The organism is Flavobacterium algicola (assembly GCF_022399565.1).
GTDB lineage: Bacteria > Bacteroidota > Bacteroidia > Flavobacteriales > Flavobacteriaceae > Flavobacterium > Flavobacterium algicola.
The window spans coordinates 404,753-420,390 of record NZ_JAJTUT010000001.1; the positions used below are offsets into that span (position 1 = coordinate 404,753).

11 protein-coding genes are annotated in these 15,638 nt (G+C 34.9%); all 11 read right to left on the reverse strand.

The genetic code is table 11. The annotated features are described in order from the left end of the window. Positions 1-5: 5 nt before the first annotated feature. On the reverse strand, positions 6-1,355 hold the full coding sequence (locus LXH21_RS01745) for an FGGY-family carbohydrate kinase (RefSeq protein ID WP_239862207.1): 1,350 nt from the start codon (positions 1,353-1,355) through the stop codon (positions 6-8). Positions 1,356-1,366: 11 nt separating this feature from the next. After that, the gene (locus tag LXH21_RS01750) at positions 1,367-2,641 is read right to left on the reverse strand and encodes a TIM barrel protein (protein WP_239862209.1); all 1,275 of its coding nucleotides are present in this window, start codon (positions 2,639-2,641) and stop codon (positions 1,367-1,369) included. A gap of 195 nt (positions 2,642-2,836) precedes the next feature. Continuing rightward, positions 2,837-4,978, reverse strand: coding sequence for a bifunctional aldolase/short-chain dehydrogenase (locus LXH21_RS01755; RefSeq protein ID WP_239862211.1), 2,142 nt, complete (start codon positions 4,976-4,978; stop codon positions 2,837-2,839). Positions 4,979-5,014: 36 nt separating this feature from the next. Further along, positions 5,015-6,064: an L-rhamnose/proton symporter RhaT gene (gene rhaT, locus LXH21_RS01760; RefSeq protein WP_239862213.1), complete on the reverse strand. Its 1,050-nt coding sequence runs from the start codon at positions 6,062-6,064 to the stop codon at positions 5,015-5,017. 320 nt (positions 6,065-6,384) lie between these two features. Beyond that, positions 6,385-7,416, reverse strand: coding sequence for a GntR family transcriptional regulator (locus LXH21_RS01765; protein ID WP_239862215.1), 1,032 nt, complete (start codon positions 7,414-7,416; stop codon positions 6,385-6,387). A gap of 68 nt (positions 7,417-7,484) precedes the next feature. Continuing rightward, positions 7,485-8,351 (reverse strand): alpha/beta hydrolase, encoded by an 867-nt coding sequence (locus LXH21_RS01770; protein WP_239862217.1) that lies wholly within the window; start codon positions 8,349-8,351, stop codon positions 7,485-7,487. 196 nt (positions 8,352-8,547) lie between these two features. Continuing rightward, positions 8,548-9,912, reverse strand: coding sequence for a methylmalonyl-CoA mutase subunit beta (locus LXH21_RS01775; protein ID WP_239862219.1), 1,365 nt, complete (start codon positions 9,910-9,912; stop codon positions 8,548-8,550). A 132-nt stretch (positions 9,913-10,044) separates the two neighbouring features. After that, entirely contained in the window at positions 10,045-10,377 is a 333-nt protein-coding gene (locus tag LXH21_RS01780; protein ID WP_239862221.1) for an FtsB family cell division protein, read from the reverse strand. 87 nt (positions 10,378-10,464) lie between these two features. Next, complete coding sequence (udk, locus tag LXH21_RS01785; protein WP_239862223.1) at positions 10,465-11,073, reverse strand: uridine kinase; 609 nt, start codon at positions 11,071-11,073, stop codon at positions 10,465-10,467. A gap of 126 nt (positions 11,074-11,199) precedes the next feature. Continuing rightward, on the reverse strand, positions 11,200-13,101 hold the full coding sequence (locus LXH21_RS01790) for a peptidoglycan endopeptidase (RefSeq protein ID WP_239862225.1): 1,902 nt from the start codon (positions 13,099-13,101) through the stop codon (positions 11,200-11,202). 240 nt (positions 13,102-13,341) lie between these two features. Beyond that, positions 13,342-15,603, reverse strand: a complete 2,262-nt coding sequence (locus LXH21_RS01795) for an aconitate hydratase (protein WP_239862227.1) — start codon at positions 15,601-15,603, stop codon at positions 13,342-13,344. Positions 15,604-15,638 lie beyond the last annotated feature (35 nt).

Below are 15,638 nucleotides of genomic sequence, written 5' to 3' on the forward strand. Positions count from 1 at the left end.
GCTATTTAATACCTTTTTAAATCTATTAAATTTTCCTTTACTGGTTTAGAATTCCAGTTATCATGAATGGCTAATGCAGCACCCAAGGCACTCGCCTGTGCCATAGAAGCGGCGTATACTTCTAATTCTGGATAAACATCTGCTAGAAGATTCATAAAGATATTGTTTTTACTAAAGCCTCCGTCCACAAACAATTTCATTACAGGACTGTTATGAATAACCATATTGGTAGAAACTACCTGCTGATCTACGAGATCCATAATGAGTTGATGATAGCCAGTTTCGTAGCTATCAAAATCTGACAATCTGCGTTTTGCAAAAGCACTTTCCTTTAATAGGACTACTACGTCTACCTCAGCTAGTGTATTTGTTTTTTTTCGCAGCTCATCTATTATCACTTTATCATAAACAACGGTTTTAAAACTGTCTAAGGGCTGGTTAAAATGTAGAGCCAATCGCTCAACCTGAATTTCATGCTCATGACCAGAGAATAGTCGGGCCGCTTTCACAGGTTGTTCTGTATATTGCATGTAACACAAACAATCATTTTGAAGTTCTTCAAATGTTAAACGTTGGTCGTTGAAGGGGTTCAAAGAAATACTCCAAGTCCCTGTAGACAGCAATACGAATGGTTCTTTAAAACTGATCGTATACGGAATCATAGCAGAAGAACTATCGTGCAATCCGGCACCGATCGCTAGTCCGTTCTCATCTTCTACAATATGTTGTCCATAATGTAACGGTGCAATTTTGTCGAGTATGTTTTCTTTTTTAAGCCATTTATGGTATTTATTTTTATTGAAATTCCACAAATTAGTGTGACAACCAATACTTGTTATGTCTGTGAAATATTCTTTCGAAAATAAGGAACTTAGATACTGAGGTAAGTTCAAACAGTATTTCACTTTTTCAAAAAGCACTGGACTTTCTTCCTTGATTCTATAAATTTGCATGCCCGAATTTAAGCTTCCTAATACCGGAGAAGCTGTTTTTACTGCAAATGCCTCTTCTCCCTTATACTTGTCATAAAACTGATTTTTCAATTCTACTGGATATTCTTTTAAGTAATTATATAAAGGAGTTAATGGTATCCCTTCTTCATCCACGTAAACAAAACTAGCACCATAAGTGCTGAAATTAATTGCTTTAAGGACATATTGCTTTAATTGTTTGATAGCAGTAAATTCTTCTAATATCCAATTTTTTAGAAGATCGACATCTTCACATGGAAAACCGTCCTCGTCTTCAATTTCTTTAAATTGAACTGATTTCTCCCATACTATTTGATAATTTTCATTAAATAAAAATACCTTTTTATTCGTTTTACCGATATCATAAATTGCGATTACATTCATTTATAATGATTTTATAAACCTGTTGCTACCGTTTTAAATCCTCTTTCGGCGAATAAACCATCTCGAACAGAAAGTTTCCTGTATAATTCAACAGGATTTAATGCTGCTCCAGATCGTAAACGGGCTTCGGCCACAAGAGCACGTACATCTGTACGGTATGCCGTTTGCAAAATTTCTTGCGCTTTTACTACATCATTTTCATTTTGTGCAATTTCTAAAGCCTTTTTATCCACAGATAAAGCTTGAGCATAAGCGATCATGATTGCTTCTACCGATTGCAACAAATCTTCCATAGGATCTTTTACATTATGTGATGCATCTATCATCCAACCTAAGTCGCTTGCATGATTCATTCCTCTGGCATCCATACCTTCTACCAATTCATTAAAAATTAAAAAGAGTTGATACGGTTTTAATGCTCCAGCAGTCAAATCATCATCCCCATATTTAGAATCGTTAAAATGAAAACCTCCCAATTTATCCTCCATCAATAATAATGAAACAATTTGTTCGATATTGGCATTGGGAAGGTGGTGTCCTAAGTCAACAAGCGTTTTTGCTTTGTCTCCTAATTTTTTCACATACGAATAAGATTGTCCCCAATCGGCAACTGTAGTAGAATAAAAATTGGGTTCTGCACATTTATACTCTAAGAATAATTTCCAGTGTGATGGCAAAGCAGCGTAGATTTCCTCGAGACTTTCTAACGTATTTTGATATGCTTTTCGAAAATTCAATTGTCCAGGAAAACAAGATCCGTCCGACAGCCAAACGGTCAGTGACTCCGAACCTAATTCAATTCCTTGTTGAATAACTTCAATATTATGAGCAACTGCTTGTTTACGAATTGCCTTATTTACATTCTGCAACGAACCAAATTTATAAGAATGTTCTTGATTAGGCTGATCCTGAAAAGTATTGGAGTTGACTGCATCAAACCTCAAACCGTGTTGAGATGCTAATGTTTTAATTGCATTATGATCTGTTGGTATGTCCCATGGAATATGCAGAGATATCGCACCTGATGCCTTATTTAAGGCATGCAATAGTCCAACATCCTCAATTTTTTCTTCTAATGAACGGGGCTCTCCACCTCCTGCAAAACGACCAAATCGTGTTCCACCTGTACCCAAAGCCCATGATGGAATCGCAATTTGAAATTCGATTAATTTTTGAATAATATTTTCGGTTTCTGCTATTTCTGATGCTGTAAAGACCAATTTATTTTTATGCGAAACCAATAACTCTTCGTTATGAGAGTCGATTTTATGAGAACCTATTAACATAGCCTTGATTTTTATTGAGTCTGTAATTTAAACTAAAAACTCTTGTTATACTTGAATCCTATTGAATTTCTATTGAAAAGCTTTCTATTCAACTTTGAAATTTTGCTGTTAAAAAAACCTAACGTCCGATAAATCGAACGTTAGATCAAACAAACACTATCTAGTCTCAACTAAAAACTAAACAAACTAAAATTTTTATCTATTAAAGCCCATCGCTACACCACCATCAACATTAAGTGCATTTCCTGTTGATTTACTTAGTAAACCTCCAACAAAAGCAAAACAAGCATTGGCAATATCATCTGGTAAAATAATTTCATTTAATAAAGTACGTTTGGCATAATAGGCTGGCAATTCAGCAACAGTGATACCGTATGCTTTTGCGCGACCTTCAGCCCATCCTCCTGACCAAATATTAGAATCAGAAATAACAGCATCGGGATTCACTGTATTCACTCTAATTTTATCTGCTCCAACTTCTGCTGCCATCAATCGTGTTAAATGTGCTTGAGCAGCTTTTGCAGATCCGTAGCCTGCATTATTAGGCCCTGCAACTACAGCATTTTTAGATACAATATTCAAAATATCTCCGCCGAATCCTTGTTTACGCATTACCTCTATCCCAGCTTTCGACACAATAAATTGTCCTTTTACTAGTATGTCATATAACCTGTCCCACTCTTCTAATGAATGTTCTGCAATTGACTTTGAGATGCTAATTCCAGCATTATTTACGATTATATCAGCACCCCCAAAAGCAAGACATGCAGCATCGAGTGCCTTTGTAGTACTAGTAGCATCAGTAACATTTAGGATAGTGCTAGAAATAGCATCCTTACCAAACGTTTTTATAAAATCGGCTGTGGCGGTTGCCAAACGTTCCTCATTAATATCATTGATGACAACACAAGCTCCTTCTTCGGCAAATTTCTTGGCAATTGCCTTTCCAATTCCACCTGCCGAACCTGTAATTACGGCAATACGTCCCGATAAGGCCTTTGGCTTGGCCATACGTTGAAGTTTCGCTTCTTCTAGCAACCAGTATTCGATATCAAATGCTTCTTGGCGCGGTAATGAGGTATATTCTGAAACTGCCTCTGCCCCTTTCATCACATTTACCGCATTGATATAATATTCTGAAGCCAAACGCGCCATCGTTTTATCTTTGGCAAAAGTAAACATCCCCACTCCTGGATATAAAATCACCACAGGATTTGGGTCACGCATTGCTGGTGAATTTGATTTTTTACAACTAGCATAATATTCGGTGTACATCACTCTATATGCTTCAAATGCAGCAGTTAGTTTTGCTTTTACAGCATCAACATCAGATACATCTTCATCTGGAGCCAGATCAATTACTAAAGGACTAATTTTTGTTCTTAAAAAATGATCCGGACATGAGGTTCCAAGAGGTGCTAATTTTGCTAAGTCATTTGAGTTTATAAACTCTAAAACTCTCGCGTCATCTGTATAATGGCCAATCATTTTGCGCTCAGATGAGCAAAAGCCTCTCAAAATAGGAGCAATTTTTGCCGCTTGAAATTTACGTGCAGTTTCATCTAAACTTTCTAGTTTCTGACCTCCAAAAACGGGACGCTTTTTACCATAATTAGACTCTAAATAGGCCGCACATTTTTCTGTAACTTCCAGCGTATTTACATAGCTTTCATACGACGTAGCTCCCCAAGTAAATAGTCCATGAGAACCTAACATGATACCTTTTAGTTTTTTCCCTTTTTCCTCTGCTTCTAGCAGACATGTTCTTAACTGAAGTCCAAGATCAAATCCAGGACGTTGCCATCCTACCCATCCTATTTCGCCATCAAACAATTCCTCTGTTATTTTTGCACCATCTTTTGCTGCAGCTATTGCAATTGCAGCATCTGGGTGCAAGTGATCAATATGAGCAAAAGGCAAAAAGCCATGTAAAGGTGTATCTATAGAGGGTGCTTTTGAAGCTAAATTAAAAATACAGTGATTGAACAATTCGACCATTTCATCTTCAAATTCAATACCTCGATACACATTTTCTAGATTGCGCAAACGTTCCAAGTATAAAGCAGCACAACCTGATTTTGTCAATGTCCCAATATCTCCACCAGAACCTTTAATCCACATCACTTCTGTGTCAGCTCCAGTTAAAGGATCTTTGTCTGTGATTTTTACAGAAGTATTACCACCTCCATAGTTCGTTAATCTCAAATCAGCCCCTAATAAGTTGGAACGATAGATGAAAAGTGCTACTTCATCTCCTGCAAATTCTGCAGCTTTGGCATCATCCCAAAGGTAGCTTACGTGTTTAAAAGTCATTGTATTGGATTTTGAATTTGACATATTTTAAATTAAAATTAGTACTATGTGAAAATTATTTTATAGTGAATTACCGATTCCGACAAATACGATAGAAGCCAGTATTAAAATTATCCCGACAAGAAAAGTTCTAAAAGTTTTTTTCGAAACTCCCGACCATTCTTTTAAATAGAATCCCCAGAAATTTGCGGTCAAAATGATCGTTGCCATATGTAGAATCCATGAACTAGCACCATTTCCTAATTTACTTTCTCCCATTCCGTAAAAGAAGAATTGTAAAAACCATAATGTTCCAGCTAGGGCCGAAAAAAATATGTTTTTTCGAATAGGATTTTCTTTATCTGTATAGTCGGAAAATGTTTTGTTTTTAAAATTTAGATACATACAGTAAACAAAGTTAGTTGTAAGTCCACCCCATAGTAAAACAACATAAGTAACATTATTTTGAAACAAAGGGTTAGAACCAAGTAAAACAGCTTCCTCTGCCATAGGTTTTCCTGCTTCGATCCCATAATTAAAAAAGGAACTTAAAATTCCAGAAATCACAGCTATTATCAAACCTTTTACAAGATTAAAGTCCTTGTCTTTATCTTCATGTCCTATAGCAAAATCCTTTTCTTTCATCATTCCAGCCTTTCCAGAAAATGCAATACCTACAAGACATACAAGAACGCCAAGCAAAACCAGTTGCCCTCCTGTATTAGAAAGCATATCTGTAAAACTGGTTTTTCCTGCTACAGGATAAAAGTTATAGTATATTGATGGTACAAGAGCACCAAAAGCCGAACAAAATCCTAGTGTAATAGAATTACCCAAAGACATTCCAAGATAGCGCACACCAAGGCCATATGTCAACCCACCAATTCCCCAAATTAATCCCATCAAAAAAGTAAAAGATTTTACAGAGAAAAGTGCAGTAGCTATGATTTCGGTAAAATTTGGAATCGTTAAGTAAGCAGCAATTGGCGGCACTATCAACCAAGAGAAAAAGCCTCCCACAATCCAATAGCTTTCCCAGGCCCAGCCTTTGACTTTTTTATAGGGCATATAAAAACTCCCAGAAGAAAAACCTCCTATAGAGTGAAAAATGAGACCGATTAATGATTCCATAAATTATAAAGTAATTGGTTAATTAGTTATAATTGTAAATAAAGGAAAAAGATTAAAAACAACTGTCCTATACAGTGCTTGTAAAAGAGCTATAATCTTTATTTTTATGTACAAATCAGCCTTTTCTACTGCCATTTTAGAATGACAATAACTGTAATGAGGAATGTAGTGGTGAAAAATTAAATGCTTTCTTCATAATGCATTTAATTGGCGGGAGTTCCTTATATAACAAATAAGAATATAGGTCTCGTATGCCCCGATGAATGTTCTTTTTTTCGAAAAAGGTAAATAATAATATCTGCAGTTTTTGATGGTAACTGCTAGAGCGATCCTCGAAGTATCAGTCGAAAGGGATTTTCTATATGACCTTTATCTGTTTTTAAAACTAAATTTGCTGCAGTCACGCCCATCTGCTTAAAATCAGTTGAGATAGTTGTGAGTCCGTTCATAATAAAACTTTTTAGCGGTGTTTCATTATATGAAATCAATCCGACATCTTTACCTATCGTAAATTTAAGTTCGATTGTTTTGTCTAAAATTTTCACGAGATCCTCTTCCTTAAGATTGATGTAGACCTCACCTGCATTCATAATTTCGTCATCAAGATTATGAATTATTTTAAAATTAAACGCATAATTAAAACAGAAATCTTCAAAACCTGTAGCAATTTCTTTAGGGAAATAACTATCCGCTGGGAAAACCAACTTCAATGTATGGTACTTTGTCAATTGTTCCAATGCCTCAGTTAAAGCGTTTGAGATGTCTTGTTCAAAATTTTCGTATACGGCGGCATAATCCCCTGTGACTCCACTAATTTTCTTACCTACCAAAACTAATTTTTCTTTTGGTATTTGGTCAATCAACAATTGATAGCCATCTGCCTTTTCGACAAAATGGGGGATAATCACGTAATGGGTGTAATCTGTCTTTTGCTGGTTTAAAAGTTTTTTAAACAGTGCATAATCATTATTGTAAATATAAAAATCGATAGCTGCTTTATCTCCTAATGTTGCTACAAACGAATCGTAAACCAGCTTTTTGTGGGCACTTAATTTATTGAACATTAAGAAAATTTTTAATTCTTGAGCTACTTCCGAATTGGCTATAAAATATCCCTTGCCGTGATACGCTTCAAGAATTCCCATTTTCCGAAGTATATTGTACCCTTTCTCAATTGTAACACGCGAAATCTCATATTGAAAACTTAATTCATTAATCGAAGGCATCGCGTCCCCTTTTTTGAGAACTCCTTGTTTTACGGCATTCAGTACTGCATTTACCAATTGTTGGTATTTGGGAGTTGCTGAAAACTCATCGATAGTAAGACTTGTTATTCTGGTTGGCTTCTTCATTGATTTATAAAAGTAATGATTTTAAAATCATCCTCTATTGTTTAGCATTATAAGATATAAGATTTAAATTATTTAGATGGAATAGTCGGTTTTCCTGAAATATAACCATGCTTTTTTAAAAATAAATCAGATTCATAAAGTGTAAAATTAAGGTACATATCATTTCCCTTTTTACTAAAAAAAACACCATTAAAGAAACCGTGGCCTTGTCCCTCGACAGCGATAAGCATGCAGTCATTATCAGCCTCTTTCATTAGCTTGGTAAAACGAACTGCATTCTCAAACGGAACTGTTTTATCCTCTGTACCATGAAATAGTAAAAATGGAGGTGCGTTTTTCTTAATTTTATGGCAGGGCGAAATCGCTGTCTCTCTGCCCGCAACTTTTTTGGATCCGTATCCTTTTATGGTGGTATCTAGTACTGGATTGTAAGCTATTAAAATATTAGGAATTGAGCTAATGGAATGATCTTCGGTAGCATTTTCATAACCTTCTATGAGTGCTGTGCATAAAGCAATGTGACCTCCTGCAGATCCTCCTGCAGCAATTATTTTGTCAGGGTCGATGTTCAATTCTGCGGCATGTTCCCTCACCCATCGTATCGCAGATTTGCCATCTTCGACACACTCAAAAGGAGTGGTATTGTGCACACTTGCAATTCTATATTCTGCAGCAAATGCAGTAATACCACGAGATGCAAAATAGGCACTTTGTTGATAAAACTGACTTGGATTCCCACCTGTCCATCCACCTCCAAAGAAGAAAACAATTGCTGCGGTAGGCTTTTTTGAAAGTTTTGGTTCGAAAGTATGAAGGTATAAGCTATCACCATTTACCACTTTGTAAAGTACTTTTCTATCGGGAACAAATTCCTGACTCGTAGCATTGCAAAAGGAAAAAATACAAAGAAGAACTATAGCTATTAATTGTTTCATAAGGAATTTAGTTGCGAGTATAAATATTGACTTTCAAAAAATAAAGTTATATTTTCACTATTTAGCAAATGCTAGAATTATAAAAATAATACATTTTCTAATCGCATCCTATAATTTGGCTTTGAATAGCTTTTGACCAACATTGTCCTAGTTAAAACACACAATAAAAATTCTTAGTAAAATGAACGCCTAAATATTATTCCGTAGCCAAACGATCTTGATCAAGTTGATCAGACAAACGTTTTTCAATAATAGGAACTATCAATGTTTTACGAGGATTCATTTTTACAAAAGGAAACAATTCGAGCTCTCCTTTCATTAAATCTTCTCTACTCGCATGCTTATTGGTACCTATAAGGGGCTCAGCCTTCGTATCGAATAAATGCTGTTCCTTATCAGCACTTAATTGAATTTTACTTTGAATGACACCTTCGTTAAGTAATTTCAAAAACCCACCTTTTAATTCAATTTCTTTAAAAAGAACGAGGGCCTTGTCTGCAAGTTGTTGAGTTAAGCTTTCTATATAGTAACTTCCATCAGCCGGATTTTTGACTTTGCCAAAATGACTTTCCTCTTTTAAAATTAATAACTGATTACGGGCTATTCTATCTCCAAATTCATTGTCCTTATGGTAAATGGAGTCATAAGAAAGATTTGAAATACTATCTGCTCCACCTACAATAGCTGACATACATTCTGTTGTAGTACGCAACATATTGATATGGTATCCATAAATTGTTTTATTGCGTTTTGTAGGAGTAACTAATAAATGGCAATCTTGATTATGATCGTATTCTCTTGATAATGTTTGAAATAAAATTCGAAAAGCACGCAATTTGGCTATTTCAAAAAAGTAGTTTGTGCCTACCGCTATTTCGAAAACAATTTTAGAATTTATTGAAGGTATTCTATTGAAATACTCATTTACATGAGCCAAACCATAGGTCAGCTGCTGCACCATATTTGCACCTGCATTTTGGTACAAACTCATATCTACGCTAATGTATGAGCTCTTTGTTAGTTTTTTCGACACTGCAATTAAGCTATCAAAATTAGTTTTTTCTGAGGTTGAAAACCAATTTCCATCTCCAGCCAATTTTCCAATTGGATCTAGATTATAATAAATACTAACGTCTTTATCTTGAGTATAAATTTCAATTTTTTCAATAATTAAACTCGATAAGAAACCAAAATTAAAATAGATTGTCAAACCATCTAGTGGCAGACTATCTAGTAACTCTATAATAGCTATTGATTCGTTCTCTATTGTAAAGCGCAAACTGGTAGCGCCACGTTTTAAACTATCCAAAGCACGTTCTATCGACTTACTAACATCGTAGACAAAAATATTTTGACAAATCGAAAATTCATTCTCTGGACTGTTAACCGTATATTTATTTAACAAACTATCCTGATGATAAAAAGGTTTTACCTTAATATCTTCTGGTGAATTCCAAATCATAGTTTCATTATAATCTGCTCCATCCAGTTCAAACTGAATTTTCTGCTTCCATAATTTGGAAGATACCGGATCAAATTCGTCAAAGAGTGGGATTTTCATTATGCGTGATTTTCGATTCAAAGTAACACATTGACTTTAAAACAATTTTAATGTAGTAAGGTAAATAAATAATAAGGATTAAATAATAAAATCGAAAATTACATTGCGAAGATCAATTCTATAAATTAAAATTTAGTCTTTTTCACTATTGGCAATACTGTCCTCTTCAAATTCGATAATAAATATATCTTCATTCTCCTTTTTCATGAAATATTTTTCACGAGCATATTTTTCAATTTGTTCAGGATTTTTCAACTGTTTAATTTGATTTTCATCCTTCAAGATTTCTTCTTGATAATAGGTCTTATTTTCTTCTAATTCACTTATTTGATTATCTAGTAATCGATGATCAAAATAAGAATAATTGTCGAGAAAAATCATCCATGATCCAAAGAACAACAACACCCACATGTACTTGTTAATTATAAGCTTAAACCAGGATTTGTCTTTATAGGGATTCTTCATTATAATAATTTTAAGTAGAGAAAAACAGTTGAAATTAAAAAATCTATAGTAGGTACGAACCGTCTTGAAGCTCTAAAATTACAATAATTAAAGTAACCTTTGATTAATCAACGCACGAACCACATCAATTGCTACACTGTTGTGTGTGTCATTTGGAATTATTATATCTGCAAATGCTTTAGTTGGTTCAATAAATTGCTGGTGCATTGGTTTTAATGTGTTTTGATAACGACTCAAAACTTCATTCATATCTCTACCTCTTTCAGCAATATCTCGCTTCAATCGTCTGATCAATCGTTCGTCTGAATCTGCATGAACAAATATTTTCACATCAAACAAATCACGAAGTTCTGGATTGGTAAAAATTAAAATACCCTCTACAATTAAAACTTTTCTTGGATGTGTACTGATATAATCATCTGTTCTATTGTGCGTAACAAATGAATAAATAGGTTGATTAATTGTTTCTCCTGATTTTAAACTTTTTAAATGACCTACCAACAATTCAAAATCAATTGCTCTTGGATGATCAAAGTTTATTGCTGCACGCTCTTCATAACTTAAATGGTGATTATCGTTATAATAGGAATCTTGTGAAAGAATACCAACCTCTGTTTCAGGAAATTGATTCACGATTAAATTTACTACAGTAGTTTTTCCACTTCCTGTTCCTCCGGCAATACCTATAATTAGCATAATATATTTTTTTCTTGTAATAAAATACAAAAGTAGGAATTAAAACTAATGGAGTTTTAGTTTTGGGATAAATATATTAACATGATGATCTTTCTGCTACTTTTTCAAATCGTAGAGCGAATATAGCTACAATACACGATTGACTTGCGCCACACGTTTTGCGTAATAACTTTCTTTTATTGAAGAAATAATTACACCAGAATTGGAGGCATGAATAAATTTGACATCTCCGTCTAACGATTCTACAACCATACCAACATGGTTAATTTGTCGACCTCCTCTAGTTTTAAAAAAGATCAAATCCCCCTTTTGAGCACTGTCGATTTCAACTACTGTTCCATATCTAGATTGTTCTAATGAAGTTCTTGGTAGCTGAATATCATGTGCACCGTAAGTAACACACATTAATCCTGAACAGTCAAATCCAGCTTTTGTAGTACCTCCCATTCTATAGCGAGTTCCAATATTGTCAGATGCTGTATCTATTAATCTATCAGCAAAGTCTACACTGTATCTTGAACTTGATGACTCTTCTTCAGCAAATGCAGTTGCAATATTCTTTTGCTTAATATCAGCAGGAATATTTACGGCTGTAGCAGCTTGAATTGTTAAAGTAGAACCTACAATTAATTTGTTTTTAATTTTAGGATTAAGTTTTTCCAGTTCCTTTACACTTATTCCAAAATCGTTGGCAATACCATATTTTGTTTCTTTAGGTAAAACAACATGTGTAATTAATGCTTGTGCTTTATTATCTTCAGTTGTCGAAACAACTACTTCCTGTGGAGCTAATTGTTTTCTATCAACAACTACACCCAAACCGTTTTTTGAAGGAATGATTAACTTTTGACCAATTTGTAAACTTTGTTGGTCAAAAAATGAGTTTGCTTTATCTAATTCGGCTACGGTGATACCGTATTCTTTTGCTATACCGTATTTAGTTTGTTTTGCTAGTACTTCATGTTCTACTTCGGCTATAGCAACTGTTGGCTGTGTCACAGAAGTTGGTTCAGAAATGGATGGCGTTTTTTGAATACTAGGTTTTTCTTTAAGTACTGGCGCTTCTGTCTTGACTTCAGCTACCGCCTTTACCTTCTCTTGCAATTCTGGAACATAAGCTTTAACCGGAATAACGATTTTTTGGCCCACTTTCAATTCTGTAGTTTGAAGAATAGGATTAGCTTGGTCGAGCATCGCTACAGAAATTCCGTGATCCTTTGCAATACTGTATTTTGTTTCTTTGGATACAACCTCATAATCTACTCCAGTAGTAGCAGCTTCTTTTTGGTTAACTACCTTGCTCTCAGATTGAGCAGCTACTTTCTCAACTTTGGCTACTTCTGCAACTTTTGGAGCAGGCAACTCTTTTTTAAGGATGTCTTGATTAGGAACAAATTTTTTAACTGGTATTAAAATTTTCTGACCAACTTTTAAATCTTCTGTAAGAAGTATTGGATTTGCTTTATCTAAAAGTGCTACCGTAATCCCGTAATCTTTTGCAATACTATATTTAGTCTGTTTTGCTGCCACTTCATATTCGATACCTTCAAAATTGCTTTTAGACAACTCAGCAACATCTTGTTTTTTCAAAGGGATAAGTTCTGGCTTTGCACTGTCTGTCTTAGCAATCTTTGCTCCCAGAATAGTGATTTTTTGACCTATTTGAAGTCCGCCATCTTTAATAGATGGATTGGATTTGTACAGTTCATCAACCGAAATATTATATTTTCTACTAATACTATAAGGTGATTCTTTTGCAATTACTTCATGAATTACAACTTCAGAGGAGGAAGAAGAAGATGAACTTTTACCAGCCTCTATCGGAATTAATAGCGAGGATTGTATTCTTATTCCGTTTTTAGCCTCAGGATTCAGCTCAAAAATTTCTTTAATGGACACGTTGTACTGCTTGGCTATCTTTGATATTGTCTCCCCTTTTGAAACAATATGTTCTGTAGTTTTTTGCTGTGAAAAAGCAGTAAATCCTATCAATGAAACTGACATTAAAATCCAACTATAACACTTCATAAAATCAATTCGTTTTTGCAATTAAAAAAAGACTAATCTACCTGCCTGAAACAAATAGTTAGTTAATTATTTATACATGTTCAAAAAACATGAATTAACACTATTTTAGGAACGTAAAAATAACCCATTTATGCAAATATCGTACTTTTTTTAACAACTCTTTGCATCGACTTTAACAAAAGGCAAATAAAAAAGCGCTCTGTTTACACAGAGCGCTTCAGTAAAATAAGTAAATTAATCTTATGCTTCAGCAGCAATTAAGTTTAATGCTGAACCAGCAACATACCAACCAATTTGCCCTGCATTATAGGTGTGGTTAGCCAAAATTAAATCTTTAGTACCATCTGCGTGAACAAATTCTACCGTCAATTGTTTTCCTGGTGCAAAATCAACCAGATTAATTATATTAATTGTATCATCTTCTTGGATTTTGTCATAATCATCTTCATTTGCAAATGTCAATCCTAACAATCCTTGTTTTTTAAGGTTTGTCTCGTGAATACGAGCAAAAGATTTTACCAATACGGCTTTCACTCCTAAGAAACGTGGCTCCATAGCAGCATGTTCTCTTGATGATCCTTCACCATAATTATGATCTCCAACAACTACAGATGGAACTCCAGCCGCTTTATAAGCTCTTGCTACTGCAGGAACTGCATCATAAGTGCCTGTCAATTGATTTTTAACAGAATTTGTATTTTGATTAAATGCATTAACAGCACCAATCAACATATTGTTTGAAATATTATCTAAGTGTCCACGGAAACGCAACCATGGTCCTGCCATAGAAATGTGATCGGTAGTACATTTACCAAAAGCTTTAATAAGCAATTTGGCTCCGGTAATATTTTTACCATCCCAAGCGTCAAAAGGCTCCAATAATTGCAATCTATCTGATGTTTCACTTACTGCAATTTTCACACCTGAACCATCAGCAGCTGGTGCCTGAAATCCATTATCATCTACATCAAATCCTCTTTTCGGTAATTCGTCTCCATAAGGAGCGCTCAACATTACTTCTTCTCCTTTATCATTTAATAAAGTATCTGTAAGAGGGTTAAAATCTAATCTTCCCGAAATTGCCAAAGCAGCTACCATCTCTGGTGAAGTTACAAAGGCATGCGTATTTGGGTTACCATCTGCCCTTTTAGAAAAGTTTCTATTGAACGAATGTACGATTGTATTTTTTTCTCCTTTATCTGCACCTGCTCTATCCCACTGCCCTATACATGGTCCACAAGCATTAGTAAATACTTTAGTTCCCATTTTTTCGAAAGCAGCAATCATACCATCTCTCTCGATAGTATAACGAATTTGCTCCGAACCAGGATTAATACCAAATTCTGCTTTTGGAGAAATTCCATGCTCTACAGCTTGGTTCACGATAGATACCGCACGAGCCATATCTTCATAAGAAGAGTTTGTACAAGATCCTATTAGACCCCACTCTACTTTTACGGGCCATCCATTAGCTTTCGCTTCTTTTTTCATTTCAGAAACTGGAGTTCCTCTGTCAGGAGTAAAAGGTCCATTGATATGAGGCTCTAATTCTGATAAATTAATTTCGATTACTTGATCAAAATATTTATCCGGATTAGCGTAAACTTCTTCGTCACCAGTCAAATAAGAGGCTACTTGATCAGCTGCATCAACAACATCTTGACGACCTGTTGCAGATAAATACCTTCTCATTGAATCATCATATCCAAATGTTGAAGTTGTGGCACCAATTTCAGCACCCATATTACAAATTGTACCTTTACCAGTACAAGACATATTAGTAGCTCCTTCACCAAAATATTCTACGATAGCACCTGTTCCTCCTTTTACAGTTAGAATATCAGCTACTTTTAAGATAACATCTTTTGGAGCTGTCCAACCAGATAATTTTCCAGTCAACTTAACACCAATTAATTTAGGGAATTTCAATTCCCAACCCATACCTGACATTACATCCACAGCATCGGCTCCACCAACACCAATTGCTAACATACCTAATCCACCTGCATTAACGGTATGCGAATCGGTACCTATCATCATCCCACCTGGAAAAGCGTAGTTCTCCAAAACAATCTGATGAATAATTCCTGAACCTGGTTTCCAAAAACCAATTCCGTATTTATCTGAAACAGAAGATAGGAAATCAAACACTTCACTCGACTGTTTTTTTGCAACTGCTAAATCTTTTTCTGCTCCAACTTTTGCTAATATTAAGTGATCACAGTGCACAGTTGTTGGCACAGCTACCGTTTTCTTACCAGCATGCATAAATTGCAATAAAGCCATTTGCGCTGTTGCATCTTGACAAGCTACTCTATCTGGAGCAAAATCAACGTAATCAACACCACGCCCATAGGCTTGCTTTGCTTTGCCATCCCAAAGGTGGCTATATAAAATTTTCTCCGTTAAAGTAAGCGGACGACCAACAATCTCACGTGCAGCATCAACACGACTAGTCATGTTCTCATACACCTTTTTTATCATTTCAATATCAAATGCCATATATGTAAATGTTTTTATTATATTATTTTGATACC